We start from the raw sequence: 19,060 nt of genomic DNA, 5'->3' as shown, positions 1-19,060 counted from the left end.
GAAGAGATAAGCGCAGACGTATTATTGTCGAAAAAAATGAAAAAATGCAAACTGTGTGATTGATTGTTGATACAGTATCTTGCTATAGTAGTGAAAGTAAAAAACTAGAAAGGTGTGTAGACAGATGAAAAGAAGTCTTTTGGCATTTTTGACGATCGCTTTCGTTCTTCTGCTTTCCGCTTGCGGAACGAGTGAAGAAGGAAGTTCTGATAACGCAGAAAATAATGATGGGGACGCTGAAGAAGAACAGTCCCTATTCGAAGAGTTGCAGGAAGAAGGAGCTACCGTTGCTACTTCCGGTACATTGATTGCAGCTACCTACTATCCTGAAGGTTCTGATGAACTTACGGGGTACGATGTGGAAGTGATGAGAGAAATCGGAGAACGTCTTGATATCGATATTTCATTCGAAGAGATCGGTGTGGACGGTATGCTTCCTGCTCTCAAGAACGGAAGAGTGGATATGGTAGCGAACGATTTCGAAATCACGGAAGAAAGAAAAAGGGACTTCGCTTTCAGTGAACCGTATAAGTACTCGTTCACCTCGATCATCGTCCGTGAAGAAGACATGTCAGGAATTGAAACGTTCGAAGATATTCCCGGAAAAGTCCACGGCGGCGGAGCTACGACGACACACTCTCAGCTTGCTGAGGAGCTCGGTGCTGAACTCAAAACATACAACAACGTAACGAATGATGTGTACCTTAGAGATGTGGAAAACGGTCGTACGGATTTCATCATCAACGACTACTATCTTCAAAAGCTTGCTGTAGAAGCACTTCCTGATATCGATGTACAGATCCATCCTGATATCAAGTTCAATGAAGCAGAAGTCGCAGTTGTTCTTCCTAAAGACGCGGAAGAATTGAAGCAGAAAGTCGACGAAGCTATGAATGAAATGAGAGAAGACGGTACATTGAAAGAACTATCGGAGAAGTTCTACAACGCGGATGTCTCCCAGCCTCCGGAGGAAGACATCCCTTCTATGGACGAACTTGACCTATAGGGAGAGAGTCTGATGATAGGCATAGAAATAGATGAATTTGAACCGGGAAAGATGTTCAATCTGGAGCGTTCCATAGAGAACTTGCCTTTGATTCTCGAGGGTGTCCCTTACACGGTGCTCGTGGCCCTGGCCGGCATGATTCTGGGTCTCGTGCTCGGGTTCTTCCTCGCGTTGGCAAGGTCCTCGAATATGCTATGGTTGCAGCTCCCTGCAAGATTTTATATCTCCTTCATGCGCGGAACGCCCATTCTGGTATATTTGTTCGTCATTTATTTCGGTTTTCCCGCAGTCGGGATAGAAATCAACGCTGTCTCTGCTGCGATTCTTGGGTTTGGTACGAATAGCGCTGCCTATGTCGCTGAAATCATCCGTTCTTCATTAAGTAGTGTGGACGAGGGGCAGTGGGAATCTTCTCAGGCCCTCGGTTTCTCCTACTGGAAAACGTTGCAGCGAATCATCGTTCCACAGGCTACGCGTATAGCGATTCCGCCTTTGGCTAATGTGTTCCTCGACCTGTTGAAAGCGACATCTCTTGCTGCGATGATTACGGTGCCTGAGATCTTGAACAAAGCACAGATGGCGGCGGGAAGAACGGTCGATTCGATGACTATGTATATTACGGCGGCCCTTGTGTATTGGGGATTGACGCTGATATTCTCGCTTTTCCAGAACTATCTGGAGAAGCGGTACAACCGCTACATCTAGACGTCACCGTGCCCACGGTGGCGTTTTTTCTTTACTTTTTTGTGAAGCTGCTATATAATCTAAATCGTAATCATTCTTATTTAATAAATGAAAGATAGAAAAGGAGGGAAATCCATGGTTCAGGAACCGCTGATCGAGCTTGAGGATGTAGCCTTCAAATACGATAAGGAATGGGTGGTTGAACATGTGAACCTTGCCATTCATAAAGGACAGTTTCTCGGACTTGTCGGCCCGAACGGATCCGGGAAATCCACGCTGATCAAACTGATGCTGGGTCTTGAGAAGCCGAACAAAGGACATATACGTCTCTTTGGGAAATCAGTGAAGAAATTCAATATGTGGCAGGAAATCGGGTTCGTCTCCCAAAAAGCGAACAGCTTCAATTCCGGCTTTCCGGCTACTGTGTATGAAGTGGTGCGTTCCGGCCTCGTTTCCCGTATGAGTATATTCCAGCTTTTCAATCAGAAGCATAAAGAGAAAGTGTATGAAGCTCTCAAAGAAGTGGAGATGGAGGAATACGCCCATTACTCCATCGGAGAATTGTCCGGGGGTCAGCAGCAACGTGTGTTTATCGCTCGTGCTCTTGTGAGTGATCCGTCCCTCATCATACTGGATGAGCCGACGGTAGGGGTGGACAGCGAGCACGTGACCGCTTTCTACGACTTGTTAGGCAAGTTGAACAGGGAACGGGATTTGACCCTTTTGATGGTCACCCATGACATCGGTACGATTACGAGCCATGCGACGCACGTGGCCTGTATGAATAAATCTGTTCATTTCCATGGTTCTTCTGAGGATTATCACGATATGACGGATGAAGAAATGAGTGAGATGTATGGTCATTCGATTCATCAGCTCTCCCATAACCATGAGGTGACGCATTCATGATAGACGCATTGTTCGAATACGAATTTTTACAGAACGCGGTGATCACCGGTTTATTGATCGGCCTTGTAGCCCCTTTACTCGGGGTTTTTATTGTGGTTCGGCGGCTTTCGCTGATTGCGGATGCCTTGTCTCATATTACGCTGACCGGTATTGCTGCAAGCTTGTTGATTGAGAAACGTGTAAGTGCGGTGAACGACTGGAACCCTATGTACATGGGGATGGCTTTTTCCGTGATAGGAGCAGTATTCATCGAAAAGCTGAGGAAAGTATACAAGCATTATGAAGAATTGGCCATTCCGATCATGTTATCCGGCGGTATCGGATTGGGCGTCATTCTGATCTCTTTGGCTGATGGGTTCAATACGGATTTATTCAGTTACTTATTTGGAAGTGTCACAGCCGTAAGCAGGGATAACGTGTGGGTTGTAGTCATTATTACAACACTTGTGGTTCTGATCGTCATGCTTTTCTATAAAGAGCTTTTCGTGCTTTCTTTTGATGAGGAGCATGCAACCATCGCTGGTGTGAATGCCAAAACGATTCATTTTCTATTCATCGTGATGGTAGCGCTCGTAATCGCTTCTGCGATGCAGGTCGTCGGGATTCTTCTCGTATCTGCATTGATGACGCTACCCGTTGCAGCGGCTCTCCGAATGTCCGTAAGTTTCAAGCAGACAATCGGGTTATCCGTATTGTTCGGGGAGGTCGCGGTTGTTACAGGGTTGTTCAGCGCTTATCAATTGGACGTTCCTCCTGGAGGTACGATTGTCATGTCTGCTGTTGTAATATTGCTATTGAGTATTTTGTACCGAAGACTTCGTTCCGAAGAATGGTGGAAAGGAGAAACATCATGAATACGAAAGACCGTGCATTGCAACAGTTGAAGGAAAAGGGATATAAGAAGACGAAACAGCGGGAGCGGATAATTGAAATATTCGCTGCTTATGATCAGTACGTACCAGCTAAGAAAATTCTGAAAGAGATGCAGGAAGAGTTTCCGAGTGTCAGTTTTGATACCGTCTATCGAAATCTGTATCTGCTCTCCGAAGAAAAAGTTCTCGAGGCTACCGAGCTTGAAGGAGAGAAGCATTTCCGTTTGAGCTGCGGAACTAATCATCACCATCACCATTTCATCTGTACGGACTGTGGTAAAACCAAGTTGATCGAATTCTGTCCGATGGAAGGATTGAAAGAGGATTTGAGAGGCTATGAAGTGGAAAATCATAAATTCGAAATATACGGGAAATGCCCTCAATGTGGCTGATGCCTGCGAGGAATCGCAGGCATGGCTTTTCACAGGGAATAGTAATAATTACGATTAAGGGGTGCGAAAATGAAAAAAGTCACGACATTTCTTTCGCTATTGATCCTTGTCCTTCTTGCTGCGTGTGGCAGTGAAGAAGGGGAGCAAGGGGAAGGGAATCAAAAAGATACGATGTACACTACGGTTTATCCGCTGGAATTCGTAGCTCAACAAATTGTAGGGGATAAAGTGGAAGTGGAATCGATTCTCCCTGCAGGATCCGATGCCCATACCTATGAGCCTACTACCAAAGAGATGGTCCAGATGGCTGAAGGGAAGGCGTTCATTTATACGAAAGATGAGTTCGAGCCATATGCAGCGACGATAGCTGAGACATTGAATGAAGAAGGCGTAACGACCCTTCCTGTTGCGAAAGGTCTGGAGGAAGTAGGTCATGGAGAAGAGGATACACACGAAGAAGACCATGCGGAAGAGGAGAGCGCTGCCGATGATCATGCTGGTCATAACCATTCTGTAGGAGGGGAGGACCCTCACATCTGGCTCGATCCGATGGTCATGACGAAAGTGGCTGAGAGTCTTAAAGAAGAGTTCATAGCGATGTATCCGGAGAAGGAAGAAACGTTCCTGCAGAACACGGAGACGTTGAAAGAACAGTTGACCGAACTCGATGAACAGATGGCTACTACTATCCAAGAAGCGGATACGAAAGAAGTGGTAGTGTCCCATGCTGCTTATGGGTATTGGGAAGAGGCTTATGGACTTAAGCAGATTGCTATTTCGGGGCTGTCTTCCACGAATGAACCATCCCAGAAGGAACTTGAACATGTGATTGAAACGGCGAAGGAGCACGGGCTTGATTATGTTTTATTCGAAAAGAACGTCTCGCCGAAAGCGGCAGAAGTTGTTCAGGAGGAAATAGGGGCGGAGCCTCTCTACCTGCATAACCTGGCAACACGTACAGAGGATGAAATCGACAATGATGAGAATTATTTCGACTTGATGCAGAAGAACATTGAAGTTCTCGAACAGGCTCTTTATGAAGAAGACCCGGCTTAAGCCGGGTCTTCTGCTATAGTGACATCTTTTTTGAAAAGAAAGGCGAGTAGAATTGCTACGAGTAATCCTACAATTAATAAGAAAAGAGAAACCTGAGGGAAGAAATCAAGTACGATTCCCGAAAGGAACGGTCCCAGAATACTGCCTATACTGAAAGACATGCCGCAAAGAATGTTGCCTGCCGGTAATAACTCTCTCGGAAGTAAGTCCGTCATATAGGAAATACCCAGGGAAAACAAAGAACCTACGCAGAGGCCGGCGAATGCAAAGCAAAGGAAAAGCGCCACCACCGATCCTTCAAAGAAAGAAGCGACAAGAAAAGCGAGAATCCCGCCGCTTAATGCATATCGGATAACCTGTGGGCGACCGATTTTGTCACTCCATCGGCCTAGAGGTATTTGTGAGAACAGACTTGCCGCCGCAAAAGCCGGGATGATGAAGGAAATCATTTGTACCTCATGACCGAGCCGCAAGCCGTACACAGGGAAGATTCCATGCAGAGCCGCTTCGAGAAACCCGTAGCAAAGCGGCCCAAGAAATGCAATCCACCCAAGTTTCGTGGCCTTGATGAATCGTCCCAGAGAGCTTGTCCCATGAGCGGAGGCGTAATCTTCTTCCGGAAATTCATTTCTGACTTTCAACATGAACATCCACACGCCGAGGCTCAGAAAAGAAGAAAGAAGGAACGGTGCGAAAGTACTGACGGATAAGAGATTGGTCATCAGCGGGCCAAGCGTAAAACCGAGACTGAAAAACAATCCGTAGTAGGCGATGCTCAGCCCCCGATCCTTTTTATGAGCTGTTGTCGTAATCCATGTCTGTGTCCCGAAGTGAAGGATCTGATCTCCGATACCGATCGTAACTCGCAGAACGAACCAGAACCATAGAGATTCCCAGAATGGAAACAGGAACAGGGAAGTGAATACCAGAACCCCTCCGAATAAGATGATCGGTTTGAAACCGAAAGAGCGTAGAGGTTTTTCAATGAACGGTGATGCGACAAGGATCCCTATGTAGAGTCCGGTAGCATGGATGCCATTTATAGAGCTTGAGACACCATTCTGCTCAAGAATGACAGCCAGTAACGGGAGAAGCATCCCTTGAGAGAAACCGGAAATCGTCACCAGTCCGATAAGTATCCAAAAGCGTCTGCGTGCGGTTACCATATAGTTGTCCCCCTTTTTGACACACTTCTCTAAGAATAAGCGAGTGTGAGGAATATTTTCAAGAGAAGGAATTAAAATGTTAGAGATAGAGAAGAAACGGTTATAATATTAGATAAGACCCATTTTTTTGAGTGAAGGAGTGGTGAAGATGGATTTCTATCTAAAGGATGAAGGAATACGCACATCGTTTGAATTCGGTCAGCTTAATATCGCAAGTGATGAACACCACGGGTTTCGTCCTTATCAATTGATGGTATCCTCGATTGCCGGATGCAGCTTAAGTGTGTACCGCAAAATCCTTGATAAGCAGCGCATTAAATATGAAGATATTAAATTGACGGCGGAAGTTACCAGGAATAATGATGAAGCGAACCGGATCGAAAAGGTGAAGCTCCATTACGTCGTGAAAGGGTATCGTCTCAATCAGGATAAGTTGGCGAAGAACCTCGAAGTCGCGAGAAAGAATTGCTCTATGGTACAGTCGGTGAAAGATAGCATCGAAATCGAAGAAACGATCGAATGTATTGAGCTTAGTTAGTGGTTAATGAAAGCGACGAGAAGCAGATCCAGAGTTGATCTGCTTCTTTTTTTGTGGGGCGAGGATGTGGCTTGGATCATTATGGAACGGTTTTGCCAGTGTTTTCGAGATTCCTGCATCATAATATTTGTTATGCGATGATTCAGGTGATTATTCAGGATAAAATAAGTCATACTGTATGGTATGACTCACTTTCTTCGTTGATGGAAGTATTTTTTGCCGGATAACCCTGGCGACAGAGCTTCTAAACGTCCTTCTCCGCTTTTCACTTGTCTAGCTGCATCACCCAGAAACTCGAGCCATAAGCAACTCGGATCAAAGAAAGGAAAGTCGCCTTTCGTTGACCGAGTTGCTTATGACTGTAGTTTCTAAGCAGGGTGATTCCGCTTTTCATTAGTCTAGCTACGACATCCAGAAGCACATGTCCTAAGTAGCCCAGATCAGAAAAAAGAAAGAACGCTTTTGTCTGACAGGTCTACTTAGGCCAGAGCTTCTAAGCGGGATGTCTCCGCTTTTCATATTTCATAATCTGTACTATGATGGTGTAGAACTACGGACAGCAAAGGGGATTTTTATGAATCAACAGGAGAAAATGGCTGATTTGAAGCTGAGACTGGCTCAATTTGCGGATCGGGTGGATCAACTGGATCCTGCCGAAACGGATATCGAGGAAATCGATAAGCTCATCCGCATGCTGGATGAGTTAGAAGAAAAGATCAACTGAATGTTTTCAACCTTTTCAGACATTTTTTGAAAGGGTTGATTTTTTTGATGTCATTCTTTATCATGATAAATCGTTAACGTGATGAAAAGGAGTTGTTCAAATGGCTTCAGCTGTCATTATATCTGTTCTTGTCCTTACTATATTAAGTTTACTTCGTGTCAATGTCATCGTAGCGATCATCGCTGCAGGTCTTACTGCAGGGGTGATGAACGGGGAGTCTCTTACTGGAGCCCTTGATCTGTTCATTGCCGGGATGGGCGACCAGGCTCAGGTGGCACTCAGTTACATTCTGCTCGGGGCTTTTGCAGCTGCGATCAGTTTTTCAGGTATTACGACCTTACTGGTCCAGACATTGTTACGCGTATTGAAAGATAAAAAGACATGGCTCGTTTTCATCATTGCGGCCGTAGCCAGTCTTTCGCAGAACGTCGTACCTGTGCATATCGCTTTTATTCCGATTTTGATTCCGCCGCTTCTTCATATGTTCGATAAAATGCAACTGGATCGACGGGCGGTTGCGACGGCTCTTACTTTCGGTCTGAAAGCGCCATATGTAACGATACCACTCGGGTTCGGTCTGATTTTCCATCAGACGATCCAGGATGCGATGGCCTCCAATGGCGTGGAAGCTTCGATAGGAACAATCGCCCGTTCTCTGCTTATCCCGGGGCTCGGTATGGTTGTAGGATTGCTCATCGCAGTTCTTATCACGTATCGGAAACCGAAAGAGGCACGTCCCTCTGATGGAACCGGACTTTCTGCTATTCCGGAAGGGGAAAAAGTATCCTTTAACGCAAAACATGCGTTTACCATCGTAGCGATCCTCATCACCCTGATCATCCAGGCGGTATGGGGAAATCTGATTTTCGCTGCGCTTGCCGGCTTGATCGTCATGTTCTTGTTCCGTGTCGTGCCGTTTACGTATGGAGATAGAACAATGGGAGAAGGTATAAGTATGATGGGATTTATCGCTTTCGTCATGCTTACTGCAGCAGGTTTTGCAAACGTGCTTACGGAAACGGCATCCGTCGAGGCGCTGGTAGCTTCGAGCACAGGGATGATCGGTGATAACAAAGCGGTGATATCGCTCGTTCTGCTTCTGGTCGGACTTGTCGTAACCATTGGGATAGGTTCTTCCTTTGCAACGGTACCGATTCTCGCTGCATTATTTGTGCCTATTTGTCTCGAGGCCGGTTATTCTCCGATGGCTATTGCGACATTGATCGGAACAGCGGGAGCCCTTGGTGACGCAGGTTCTCCGGCATCGGACAGTACACTTGGCCCGACTTCAGGGCTGAATGCGGACGGTCGTCACAACCATATCTGGGATACATGTGTGCCGACATTCCTGCACTACAATATTCCGCTCGTTATTTTCGGCTGGGCAGCCAGCTTGTTGTTCTAATAATTGCCACCTATAAGAATGCCTCACTTTTTGCACACTAAAGAAAAAAGTGAGGTTTTTTATTATGATGAGAAAGTTGATGATTCTTTGCATATTCATTTTATGTCTCCCTACCGTAGGCTATGCAGAAAGCTGGGGGTATAAGAAATCCGACGAAAAAGAGGTGGCACCTGAATTCGGTCGTTATACATCACTGGTAGAACCGTTTGACGCTCTGTATAAAGGGAATGGGGAAAATAGGAAAATTTATTTGACGTTCGACAACGGGTATGAGCAGGGCTACACCGAAGAAGTACTTCAAGTATTAAGGAAAAAAGATGTGCCGGCCACCTTTTTTCTGACGGGACACTACGTGAAGAGCGCTCCAGAGCTAGTAAAGCAGATGAACAGGGATGGTCATTTGATTGGGAACCATTCCTACAGCCATCGTGATTTCACGACGCTTTCAAAAGAGGAATTGAAGCAGGATGTGAAGAAACTGGAAGAAGAAGTGAAGAAGCTTACGTCTCAGGAGACTATGACGTTTTTGCGCCCGCCGAAAGGTACATTCAATGAACGATCCCTGGAGTGGACCAGAGAAATGGGGTATATTCACGCATTCTGGTCTCTCGCCTTCGTGGACTGGAATACCGACCGTCAAAAAGGATGGGAGCATGCTTATCAGACCCTTGTAGAGCAGGTACACCCGGGAGCGGTCGTTTTACTTCATACGGTCTCTGAAGATAATAAGGACGCCCTTGCCCCATTCATCGATGAAATGAGAAAAAGGGGCTACGAATTCGGGACATTGAATGAATTGCTGGCACAAGAAAACGTGCTGCTCCCGATGAGTGGAATTCGCTGATATAGAAAGGAGAGGGGAGAATGTGGAGGGAAACAGTAACACTGCCATTCAAGTATGATTTTGATTTTGTTCTGGAACGGATGGAGGAAGACCCTTTGATTCACTTGGACAGAGAAAAGAAGTGGGTGGATATACCTGTTTCTGATAGGGATGTAAGGGATGTAGTTCGTGTCACATCAATAGGAACCACTGAAGAGCCGGTCTTTCTCTTAGAAGGGGAAAAGGAGAAAGACTACCTTTTGGAACGTGTTTCCGACATATTTCTATGGAATCGTAATATAAATGAAATAGAGGACCATTTCAAAGAGACTTCTTTAGCTGAACTTCAAAAAGAATTTCCCGCGACACCTGTAGTGAAAAGTTTCCATCCTTACGATGCGTTGATGAGGGTCATTATACATCAGCAGCTGAATACATCCTTCGCTTATACGCTGAGCACCCGATTCGTACAGGAATATGGCTACAAATGGCGGGGTGTGTGGTTTTATCCGACTCCGGAAACCGTAGCATCCTTATCTTACGAGGATTTGAGAAAGCTTCAGTTCAGCGGGAGAAAAGCGGAATATGTCATCGATACTTCACGGAAGATCGTAAAGGGGGAGGTGGATTTACATAGTTTTTATTCCATGACGGATGAGGAGACAAAGAATAGCCTGACGAAAATAAGAGGGATCGGGAAATGGACAGCTCAAAACTGGCTGATGACGGGACTGGGGCGTCCGGATCTTTTTCCCGAAGCAGATGTAGGAATACAGAATGCATGGAAGAAATATTTCGATTTGGATACGAAGCCTGATCGGTCGGAAATGATTCCGGAAAGTGAAAGGTGGGCGCCTTATCGAAGTTATGCGGCTTTGTTGCTCTGGCGAAGTCTGATGGGAAAAAAATAATACCTATTTGTCACTAAATATTCAAAAATTTCCTTTCATGCGTTATAATGAATGATGCGTTTCCTTATAATCATCGGATTCTTTATAGAAATGAGGTTTGCCATTGAAAATCAAAGAAAAGAGTACCGATCTTTTTGATATCGATGAAATGATGCAAGTTCTCGATTTGAATGATTCGATTGCCTGCATAGGAGATATGGCGACAAAGGAAATGAATGTGACGAATAAATTTAAAAATAGTATAAGTTCTTCCATAGTTTCCATAAATGATTGGCTCTCTATGATGGGAGAAGATGATCGGAAGCGGTTCACCGAATCATTGGAAAATACGGCGAACGATGGGGTTCAGAGATTTTCCGTTTGTGTGAACCAAAGGGATTTCGTGTGCCGTCTTCAAAGGATGAATGCCCATAAATGGATAGCGATTCTTCAACCATCCTCCTCTCCGCCGTCCGTAACTTCTTCTGTTCCTTTAGAAGAGAAGCTTACCATGGGACTTCTGATTTTAAACGAAAAGCTGGAGATCATCTATGTGAATTCATTGATGGAAGAGATGGCCGAGGTATCTTTATCTGAACATTATTATGAAAAACTGTCGAAAGTCATGGTTGGCGAAACTGGTTCGCTCTTCATAAGAAACTGTCTCTTCGCCAGAGATACGAATCAAAAACAGGACTTCCAATTTTCTCATGATGAAGAGGAGTGCCATTTCAGTGTCTATCCTTCCCATCAGGGATTGGCGGTTTTCGGTCATGAAAAGAGCGGAAAAGAAGAAGGCGCTATCCCATCAGAAGAAACCGTCCATCTGATGGAAAAGCACACCAATGATGTGTTCTGGATAGCAGACCCCTCCTTCCGACAATTTCACTATCTGAGCCCTTCGATCAAAAGGTTCTTCGGAGAAAGCATCTCCGGAAATGAAGCTCCGGAGACGTTGAAACAGTTCATCCATCCTGCTGACAGAAAGAGGTTGGATCAATCACTGGAACAGATGAGTGAAAGGAAGTCGAAAGTCGATGTCCGGGTCCCAGGAAGAGAAAGCGTAAGATGGGTCAGGGTTACAGGGTTTCCCCTCATTCACGAAGGAAATCAATATGTGGTGGGGACGACCAGAGATATCACTAATGATAAAAAAGCTGCCTATCTGGAACGGAAATCGGATCACCTCTCCGTCATTTCTCAAATGAGTGCGGGGATCGCTCATGAAATCAAAAATCCGCTGACGGTCATCAAAGGGTTTCTTCAGATAGGAGAAGCCAACCCGGAAATGCAGAAGGAATATCAGAGTGTGGTGCTGAAAGAAGTGGAACGGATGGAAACGATCGTTCAGGATTTTCTGTTTCTTGTAAAACCGGGTTCCAAAACCGAGAAAAAGGAAGTAGATGTCTCCGAGATCATTTCCTATACACTGAATCTGATGAAAAAAGACACGGAAGATAATGATCTTTCTCTTAGTTATAAGAATGCTTCCGAAGATTCAATCCTTTTTACAGATGAAAAAAGGTTGAAGCAAGTGCTATTGAACCTGGTGAAGAATGCCGTGGAAGCAGTTGGTGAAAAAGGGGAAATAGTGGTGGAAACATATCGGAAGGAAGACAGTCTGGCAATCGTCGTCAGGGATGACGGGATTGGCATTCCTGAAGAAGCATTGATCCATATCGGCGAACCTTTCTACACGACCAAAGAAAAAGGTACGGGTCTCGGAGTTATGGTGACTAAGAAAATCGTAGATGATTTAGGCGGCTCCATCCACTATGAGAGTGAAGAAGAGAAAGGGACTACAGTGACCGTTACCCTCCCTGGAAATCCTTGAATTTTCAGAAGTTTCCCATTGTATCCGATTACTTATAATAGTTGCATCAAAGCTGTTTACAAAGGGTTGAAACCTCGTTATAATCCGTCTTTGTGAGATAAAATAAACGGATGAAACGAGGGGGTTATTCCATGTGGAAACATATAAAAAGCTTTTTGCTGATGAACTTAGGCGCTTTATTTGTAGCCGTAAACGTCACTTATTTTCTATCACCGAATGATTTGGCTACAGGTGGTGTAAGTGGCCTATCCATTGTAATGAATACTATCTTCCCAGGGCTCTCCCTCGGACTTATTATGATTATATTGAATATTGTTCTATTTATTGTCGGAATCATTTTTCTCGGTTTCCAATTCGGCGCGAAGACGATTTATGCAAGCTTCGCTTTGTCCTTCATGGTATGGGGGCTTGAAACGTACTTCCCGATTCAGGAGGCTCTGAGCGACGATATCCTGATCCAACTGATCATCGGTCAGATTATTGCAGCTTCCGGAATGGCGGTAGTATTCCACCAGGGGGCTTCGACCGGGGGAACGGATATCATCGCAATGATTCTGAATAAGTACTTTTCTGTTGAAGTAGGGAAGGGCGTACTGATTTCGGATATTGCGATTGCCGTATCGTCAGTGTTCGTATTCGGTCCTGCTGTCGGAATGTACGCATTCTTCGGTGTCATATTGAATGGGCTCGTAATCGATTATGCCCTTGATCAATTCGAAGACAACAAAGAAGTCGTCATCATCAGTGAAGAAAGCGATGAAGTACGCAGTTACATCGTGGATAAGCTTGGCCGGGGTGCAACGATCCACGAGGCCAAGGGAGCTTTCAATAAAGAAGACAAAGAAGTCATCACTACGGTACTCAGCAGGAAAGAATATACGAAACTTAAGAAATATATGACGTTGATTGATGAGCATGCATTCATCACTGTGCATAAAATGAATGAAATTCTAGGGGAAAACTTCAAACGGTTGGCCTCCTGAGAATTGTGTAAAGACAGAACTGCCTTTTTGACGAAGGAAGCGGTTCTGTCTTTTTTAGATTTAAAAAAATCTGAATTTTAGGTATAATATAAGCGATAATGATATAGATGGAGGGATTGGATGAATCGCGAAGAACTTATTGCACCGGAACAGTACAACATTATTTCTGAAATGGAGAAATACGCACAAGGGGAAGAACGAAAAGCTTTAATATGGCTCGATAGTGAGGGGCATAAGAAAGAGACTACATATCAGGAACTAATGAAAAGAGTGAATAGGATTGGAAACGCTTTCTTAGAGGAGGGGCTTGCATCTGGTGATAAGATTCTCGTCATGATTCCGAGAACCATCGAAGCGTACGAAGTATATCTTGCTGCATTGAAAACCGGAATTATTGTCATTCCCAGTTCAGAAATGCTGAGGACGAAGGATTTACAGTATAGAATCGATCACGGGGAGGCTAAGGCTGTCGCCTGTTACCATCCCTTCACAGGGCAATTCGATGATGTGAAAGGTGTAGAGAACCTGCACCTGTTCTCCGTGGGAGGAGAAGTGGAAGGGTGGATCTCTTTGGAAGAACGTGTGACATCAGCTTCGGAAGAATTGGAAGCTGCTCTAACACAACGGGACGATACAGCCTTCCTTCCCTATACTTCTGGAACGACCGGGAATCCGAAAGGGGTGGTTCACACTCACGGGTGGGGGTACGCCCATTTGAAGACGGCTGCAGATAAGTGGCTCGCGATCAACGAAAACGATGTCGTCTGGGCTACGGCAGGACCTGGATGGCAAAAATGGATATGGACGCCTTTCCTTTCTGTACTGGGTACCGGCGCATGTGGGCTTATTTATCAAGGCAAATTCGACCCGAAAACGTACTTGCAGTTGATGCAGGACTATGGCGTGAACGTATTGTGCTGTACACCGACGGAATATCGCCTGATGGCGAAAGTCGACAATCTTGATGACTATTCCCTCGACCATCTGCATAGTGCAGTATCCGCGGGAGAACCATTGAACAGAGAGGTGATCGATACTTTCCAGAATCACTTCAACGTTACGGTGCGTGATGGGTACGGGCAGACAGAAAATACGCTTCTCGTCGGGATTATGAAGGACATGGAAGTACGTCCTGGATCGATGGGACGCCCAACTCCTGGGAACAAAGTGGAAATCATCACGGAAGAAGGAGAGCCTGCCCCACCGGGAGAAGTAGGGGACATCGCTGTTCACCTCGACACGCCGGCTCTATTTAAGGAGTATTACAAAGACCCGGAAAGGACGAAGATGTCACAACGGGGTCACTATTATGTAACTGGTGACCAGGCGAAGAAGGATGAAGATGGTTACTTCTGGTTCGAAGGCCGGAGTGACGATATCATCATCAGTTCGGGCTACACGATTGGTCCATTCGAAGTAGAAGATGCGCTTGTGAAGCATCCTGCTGTGCAGGAATGTGCAGTCGTCGCAAGTCCGGATGAAGTTCGCGGGAATGTCGTGAAAGCATTCATCGTTTTGCAGGAGGGGGAAACTGCAAGTGACTCTCTCGCTAAACAACTCCAGGATCACGTGAAAGCAGAGACTGCTCCTTATAAGTACCCGCGAAAAATCGAGTTCATCGAAGGATTGCCGAAGACGACTTCCGGTAAGATACGCAGAGTGGAACTCAGAAATAAAGAGAAGTGAGGAAGCCACCCCTTTGATTAGGGGTGGTTTTTCGTTTATTCAGGGAAGGGAAGTGAGGTATGATAAAGGGAGAAAGGAGATAGCAGAATGAGTAGAACATTCCATCACGCGTTTAATATAATGACGGGGATGCTTATCCTTATCGAAGGAGGCATCTTTATTTTCACTAATAATAAAGACGGCGACTTGCACTTCAGGAGCATTGTCATGACGGGTTTATTACTTCTGGCTTGGGGTATATCCTATTACAAACAGATAACCGGAGAGAAACGTACGGAATGGCTGATCGTCACAGTCATCATCACCATACCACTGATCCTGCCATTCCTATTCTTCATATAAGCCACATCCACAATCCGGCGATGGCAAAGAAGACAGCACCTACGAGATAAATGTAACCGAATACGATTTCTTTCGTGGAATCTCCGTAAGTTTCTGTGAATCCTGCAAAAGATAAAAACAGGACACACACGATGTAAAGGGTCAGGGTCGTAGCATGCCATTCTGTATTACCAAGAAGAAGCCAGAACCCTGCTGGGTACACGATGAGAAGCGGTACGTAGAGAGAATCCACTTTCCATTTTTCTATAAACTTTTTCATAATTGATTGTTTCCTTTCCTAAGCACTTTTTCGGTAAAAAATTACAATATTAGACACTAATTGTAAACAAAGGATGAAACAACCTTTGACTTATCCAGAGGCTTTGTTACAATACTAAACCGTGTGCAAGGGCGTTACAATACTAATCGAAGGAAAGGATGACGAAAAGTGAATAAACGAATTATGGATTGGCCTACATTTGCAGGCGCGCTGGCGCTCTTAATGTTAGTAACTATTCCACTTGTGTTGTTCCCGGAAGCCGGGAAGGAGATTGTCAGTCAGGCGAATACTTTCATGACTGGTAATTTCGGGGTTCTCTATATGGTGATGGGACTCCTGGTGTTCGCATTCCTGATTTTCGTAGCTTTTAGTAAGAATGGACATGTAAAACTTGGAGAAGAAGGGGAAAAAGCTGAGTTCAATACATTCTCCTGGGCAGCGATGCTATTCGCCGCAGGAATCGGTTCCAGTATTCTGTACTGGGCAGTAATCGAGTGGGTGTATTATTATCAGGGACCTCCATTCGGTCTTACACCTGAGTCGAAAGAAGCGATCCAATGGTCTACAGCTTACGGGATTTTCCACTGGGGACCTATAGCGTGGGCGATCTATACTCTTCCTGCGCTGCCTATCGCATATTTCTTTTACGTAAGAAAGAAACCTGTACTTAAAGTGAGTGAAGCCGTACGTCCGGTTCTTGGCAAATGGGTGGATGGTCCTGTCGGAAATATCGTGGACGTACTATTCATGTTCGGTCTCATGGGAGGTGCCGGAACGACATTGGCACTCGGAACCCCGATGATCGCTGAAGGGGTCAGTTACCTTACAGGTATCCCGGTGACTCTGGGTATGCAGGCAGTCATTATGCTTGTTTGTACCGGAATCTTTGCGGTAAGTTCTTATTCCGGTCTTAAGAAAGGGATCAAGGTGCTCAGTGACATCAACCTGTGGCTCGTGTTATTCATCTTAGGATTCATCCTTATCTTCGGGCCGACACGGTTTATCTTAGAAACCACATTCAACTCTCTTGGTATTCTTTTGGATAACTTCTTCAAGATGGCTACCTGGATGGAACCATTCGGAACACTGGGTGAATTTGAAGAAACACAGTTCCCTGAATCCTGGACGATCTTCTACTGGGCCTGGTGGCTCGTGTACGCACCGTTTGTAGGGTTGTTCGTCGCAAGGATTTCCAGAGGCCGTACGATCCGTGAAATGATCTTCGGTACAATCGTGTATGGTACTCTTGGGTGCGTACTGTTTTTCGGTATCATGGGGAACTTCGGACTGTACATGCAGTTGACAGGTCAATTCGATGCTATTGCCTTCATGAGTGATAACGGAGCACCGGCGACGATCATCGAGATCATTGCTCAGCTGCCGTTCGCTAATTTCCTCGTGTTGGTATTCACCATACTTGCGATCATTTTCCTTGCGACTACTTTCGATTCTTCTTCCTACATTCTCGCTTCTGTCGTACAGAAGGAGATCGACGGAGAACCGAAACGCTGGAACCGCCTGTTCTGGGCATTCGCTCTTTGTATCATGCCACTTGTACTCCTGTTCCTTGGAGGGCTTGATACCTTACAGACGGCAAGTATCGTAGGAGGATTCCCGCTGATCTTCATCATGCTCCTGCTTGCGTGGTCGTTTATGAGAGCTTCCACTCAAGATATCAAAGCAGCAGATGATTATGAATCTCCGACGATCCATATTAAACGCTGGAGAAAACAGACGAAGCGTCGTGGCGGATCGGACGTATTGAGAGGCAAAGACGATAACGAAGAATAAACGAAAAGCCATTCCTTTCTGTTCAGAAAGGAATGGCTTTTTTTACGTCAAATAGGAGGAAGGGGCTTCAAGAATGGTACGTCCGCTTTGATTTAATAAATGGGTCAGGACGGGGAGGGATTCTTCTCCTACAAAAACGATGATCCTTTCTTCCTTACTGCTCAGTCGTTCTATATTGGCAGCCACAGCCAGGTTTTTTTCATACAATTGTTTCAACCAGGACGTTCCGACTTGATGATGACGGTCTCCGACGATGTTCAGGGACGCATGCAGGTTCTGAACGAGACTGATGTACGCTTTGCTGTTGGTATGTTTCAGATAGTTCGGCAAAGAGTCCTCCTGTCGCCACCGATCCGCCTCTTGTTTGATTGTGATGATTTCTTTTAATAAGGCGGGTTGATATTCCTCGGCCCATGAAAATACCTGATCGAGAGAAGGGTTCGACATGTCCACCACTTCATCCACCATATGCAGAGCGGGAATGTCCGCTTTTGTGGCTGTCCGAAAAGCGAACTGTTCCATGGCGTCATAAGCCAGGGTAGCATCACTGTTGATATAGGCTTGTAACTGTTTATTGATTTCCTCTTCCACGTAGTAGTTTTTCTCGATTGCTATGGCAGTAGGTTCGAAGGATGCGAACGACTCAGCGAGGGAAGAGAGACGATCTTCCTGGACGAGATGCGTGTGTACTGCGAAGTTCGGTATTCCTAATAGTAGTAGATGGCTCATACTTCTTTATCCTTTCTTAGGGACGGGATGATGAATTCTTTGAACTCGTCAATCACTTCTTCGACCGGACGTTCGCTTTTAGAAAGATTGAACATGATGTGATTCACACCAATGTCTCTGTACTCCCGAAGTATGTCAGTGATGGCTTGACGACCACCCCGGTATCCGGCTGGAATTTTAGACAGAGGGGCATCTTTATCCTCAGAAAGCTGTATAGGCAAAGGCATGATGAACGGGCGGAAGACTTCTGGATGAAAAGCCGCGGCTTTCTCCCTGTACGAGTTGATCACTTCTTTCTGTTTCTCAGGGGGTTGGGGATAGAACATCCATCCATCTCCGTGCTCTGCGATCCAGTCGAACGTTTGCTGACAGTACCCGGTCATCAGTAAGGGGATGCGTGACGTAGGCTTTGGTACAAGGTTCGATTTATCGATCTTCCCCATCGGTGATTCAACAGAAGGGAATTCCTCGCTTATCACGTCATTAAAATAGTCGAACGCTTCCCGGAAAAGCCTGCCGCGTTCCATGATGGGCACATTCAATCCTTCGAAGTCTTTGCGACGGTCACCGGAAGATATTCCAAGCATCAGTCTTTCGGGAAAAAGTCGTTCGATACTGGCGACTTCTTTCGCCAGCCGTAACGGATGTCTCAAAGGCGTGACGACAGCTGCAGTACCGAGGTTTATGGTAGAAGTGTGCGCCCCGAGATATGTAAGGTAGGTGAGGCTATCGAGAATCTGACCGGTTGCAGGATCTTCGAAGGTAGGATCTTCCAATACAACGTCCTGGAACCAGAGACAAGAGAAGCCGGCCGCTTCTGCCAATTGAGCTCTTTCGATTTGATGTTCCAGCGTTGGGACATTACTGCCATGAGCTTCGATAGGTATGTTCAAACCCAGGGTCAATCGTCCTTCCTGAAACATGGATGAAAATCCTTTATGTCCATTCATTTTAGGATCGCTCCTTTCGTG

20 protein-coding genes are annotated in these 19,060 nt (G+C 45.6%); 16 read left to right on the top strand and 4 right to left on the bottom strand.

What is annotated here, in order from left to right; genetic code table 11:
- Nucleotides 1-124: 124 nt before the first annotated feature.
- From BLQ44_RS10300 to BLQ44_RS10275, 6 genes are all read left to right on the top strand, one after another.
- Entirely contained in the window at nt 125-1,006 is an 882-nt protein-coding gene (locus tag BLQ44_RS10300; RefSeq protein ID WP_093193816.1) for a transporter substrate-binding domain-containing protein, read from the top strand.
- 12 nt (nt 1,007-1,018) lie between these two features.
- On the top strand, nt 1,019-1,711 hold the full coding sequence (locus BLQ44_RS10295) for an amino acid ABC transporter permease (protein ID WP_093193815.1): 693 nt from the start codon (nt 1,019-1,021) through the stop codon (nt 1,709-1,711).
- A 114-nt stretch (nt 1,712-1,825) separates the two neighbouring features.
- The gene (locus BLQ44_RS10290) at nt 1,826-2,599 is read left to right on the top strand and encodes a metal ABC transporter ATP-binding protein (protein ID WP_093193814.1); all 774 of its coding nucleotides are present in this window, start codon (nt 1,826-1,828) and stop codon (nt 2,597-2,599) included.
- Nucleotides 2,596-3,453, top strand: coding sequence for a metal ABC transporter permease (locus BLQ44_RS10285; RefSeq protein WP_093193813.1), 858 nt, complete (start codon nt 2,596-2,598; stop codon nt 3,451-3,453). The genes BLQ44_RS10290 and BLQ44_RS10285 overlap by 4 nt, the downstream gene beginning before the upstream one ends.
- Nucleotides 3,450-3,863 carry a Fur family transcriptional regulator gene (locus BLQ44_RS10280; RefSeq protein WP_093193812.1) on the top strand — a complete coding sequence of 138 codons (414 nt, stop codon included), beginning with the start codon at nt 3,450-3,452 and terminating at the stop codon, nt 3,861-3,863. Before BLQ44_RS10285 ends, BLQ44_RS10280 begins: the two co-directional genes overlap by 4 nt.
- Before the next feature lie 69 nt (nt 3,864-3,932).
- A complete protein-coding gene (locus tag BLQ44_RS10275) occupies nt 3,933-4,919 on the top strand; it encodes a metal ABC transporter solute-binding protein, Zn/Mn family (protein WP_093193811.1) in 987 nt (328 codons plus the stop codon).
- Here the strand turns inward: BLQ44_RS10275 and BLQ44_RS10270 are convergent.
- Nucleotides 4,916-6,085: an MFS transporter gene (locus BLQ44_RS10270; protein WP_093193810.1), complete on the bottom strand. Its 1,170-nt coding sequence runs from the start codon at nt 6,083-6,085 to the stop codon at nt 4,916-4,918. The genes BLQ44_RS10275 and BLQ44_RS10270 overlap by 4 nt on opposite strands.
- Before the next feature lie 148 nt (nt 6,086-6,233).
- Between BLQ44_RS10270 and BLQ44_RS10265 the strand changes: the two genes are divergently transcribed.
- The 9 genes from BLQ44_RS10265 (at nt 6,234) to BLQ44_RS10230 (ending at nt 15,310) form a co-directional block, all read left to right on the top strand.
- Nucleotides 6,234-6,623, top strand: a complete 390-nt coding sequence (locus BLQ44_RS10265; protein ID WP_093193809.1) for an OsmC family protein — start codon at nt 6,234-6,236, stop codon at nt 6,621-6,623.
- Between the two features lie 574 nt (nt 6,624-7,197).
- On the top strand, nt 7,198-7,347 hold the full coding sequence (locus tag BLQ44_RS16570) for an SE1561 family protein (RefSeq protein ID WP_176757500.1): 150 nt from the start codon (nt 7,198-7,200) through the stop codon (nt 7,345-7,347).
- 100 nt (nt 7,348-7,447) lie between these two features.
- Nucleotides 7,448-8,752 (top strand): Na+/H+ antiporter family protein, encoded by a 1,305-nt coding sequence (locus BLQ44_RS10260; protein ID WP_093193808.1) that lies wholly within the window; start codon nt 7,448-7,450, stop codon nt 8,750-8,752.
- A 64-nt stretch (nt 8,753-8,816) separates the two neighbouring features.
- A complete protein-coding gene (gene pdaA, locus BLQ44_RS10255; protein ID WP_093193807.1) occupies nt 8,817-9,596 on the top strand; it encodes a delta-lactam-biosynthetic de-N-acetylase in 780 nt (259 codons plus the stop codon).
- Nucleotides 9,597-9,616: 20 nt separating this feature from the next.
- Entirely contained in the window at nt 9,617-10,486 is an 870-nt protein-coding gene (locus tag BLQ44_RS10250; protein ID WP_093193806.1) for a DNA-3-methyladenine glycosylase family protein, read from the top strand.
- 103 nt (nt 10,487-10,589) lie between these two features.
- On the top strand, nt 10,590-12,299 hold the full coding sequence (locus tag BLQ44_RS10245) for an ATP-binding protein (RefSeq protein WP_093193805.1): 1,710 nt from the start codon (nt 10,590-10,592) through the stop codon (nt 12,297-12,299).
- A gap of 131 nt (nt 12,300-12,430) precedes the next feature.
- Entirely contained in the window at nt 12,431-13,282 is an 852-nt protein-coding gene (locus BLQ44_RS10240; RefSeq protein ID WP_093193804.1) for a YitT family protein, read from the top strand.
- A 120-nt stretch (nt 13,283-13,402) separates the two neighbouring features.
- Nucleotides 13,403-14,968 carry an acyl-CoA synthetase MbcS gene (gene mbcS / locus BLQ44_RS10235; RefSeq protein WP_093193803.1) on the top strand — a complete coding sequence of 522 codons (1,566 nt, stop codon included), beginning with the start codon at nt 13,403-13,405 and terminating at the stop codon, nt 14,966-14,968.
- 87 nt (nt 14,969-15,055) lie between these two features.
- Nucleotides 15,056-15,310 carry a hypothetical protein gene (locus BLQ44_RS10230; protein ID WP_093193802.1) on the top strand — a complete coding sequence of 85 codons (255 nt, stop codon included), beginning with the start codon at nt 15,056-15,058 and terminating at the stop codon, nt 15,308-15,310.
- Here BLQ44_RS10230 and BLQ44_RS10225 read toward each other — a convergent pair.
- Nucleotides 15,303-15,569 (bottom strand): hypothetical protein, encoded by a 267-nt coding sequence (locus BLQ44_RS10225; protein ID WP_093193801.1) that lies wholly within the window; start codon nt 15,567-15,569, stop codon nt 15,303-15,305. The two genes, BLQ44_RS10230 and BLQ44_RS10225, sit on opposite strands and share 8 nt — an antisense overlap.
- 168 nt (nt 15,570-15,737) lie before the next feature.
- Here BLQ44_RS10225 and BLQ44_RS10220 point away from each other — a divergent pair, with 168 nt between their 5' ends.
- Nucleotides 15,738-17,360 (top strand): BCCT family transporter, encoded by a 1,623-nt coding sequence (locus tag BLQ44_RS10220; protein ID WP_093193800.1) that lies wholly within the window; start codon nt 15,738-15,740, stop codon nt 17,358-17,360.
- 42 nt (nt 17,361-17,402) lie between these two features.
- Here BLQ44_RS10220 and BLQ44_RS10215 read toward each other — a convergent pair whose 3' ends face one another.
- Together BLQ44_RS10215 and BLQ44_RS10210 are read right to left on the bottom strand one after the other, a co-directional pair.
- Nucleotides 17,403-18,089 (bottom strand): DUF5694 domain-containing protein, encoded by a 687-nt coding sequence (locus tag BLQ44_RS10215; RefSeq protein WP_093193799.1) that lies wholly within the window; start codon nt 18,087-18,089, stop codon nt 17,403-17,405.
- Nucleotides 18,086-19,039 (bottom strand): TIGR03571 family LLM class oxidoreductase, encoded by a 954-nt coding sequence (locus BLQ44_RS10210; protein ID WP_093193798.1) that lies wholly within the window; start codon nt 19,037-19,039, stop codon nt 18,086-18,088. Before BLQ44_RS10210 ends, BLQ44_RS10215 begins: the two co-directional genes overlap by 4 nt.
- Nucleotides 19,040-19,060: the final 21 nt, after the last annotated feature.

Origin of the sequence: Salimicrobium halophilum (assembly GCF_900100295.1) — a bacterium.
Classification (GTDB): Bacteria; Bacillota; Bacilli; order Bacillales; family Halobacillaceae; genus Salimicrobium; species Salimicrobium halophilum.
Note: the sequence above shows the minus strand (reverse complement) of the source record. Positions and strands in the feature narration are given on the sequence as shown.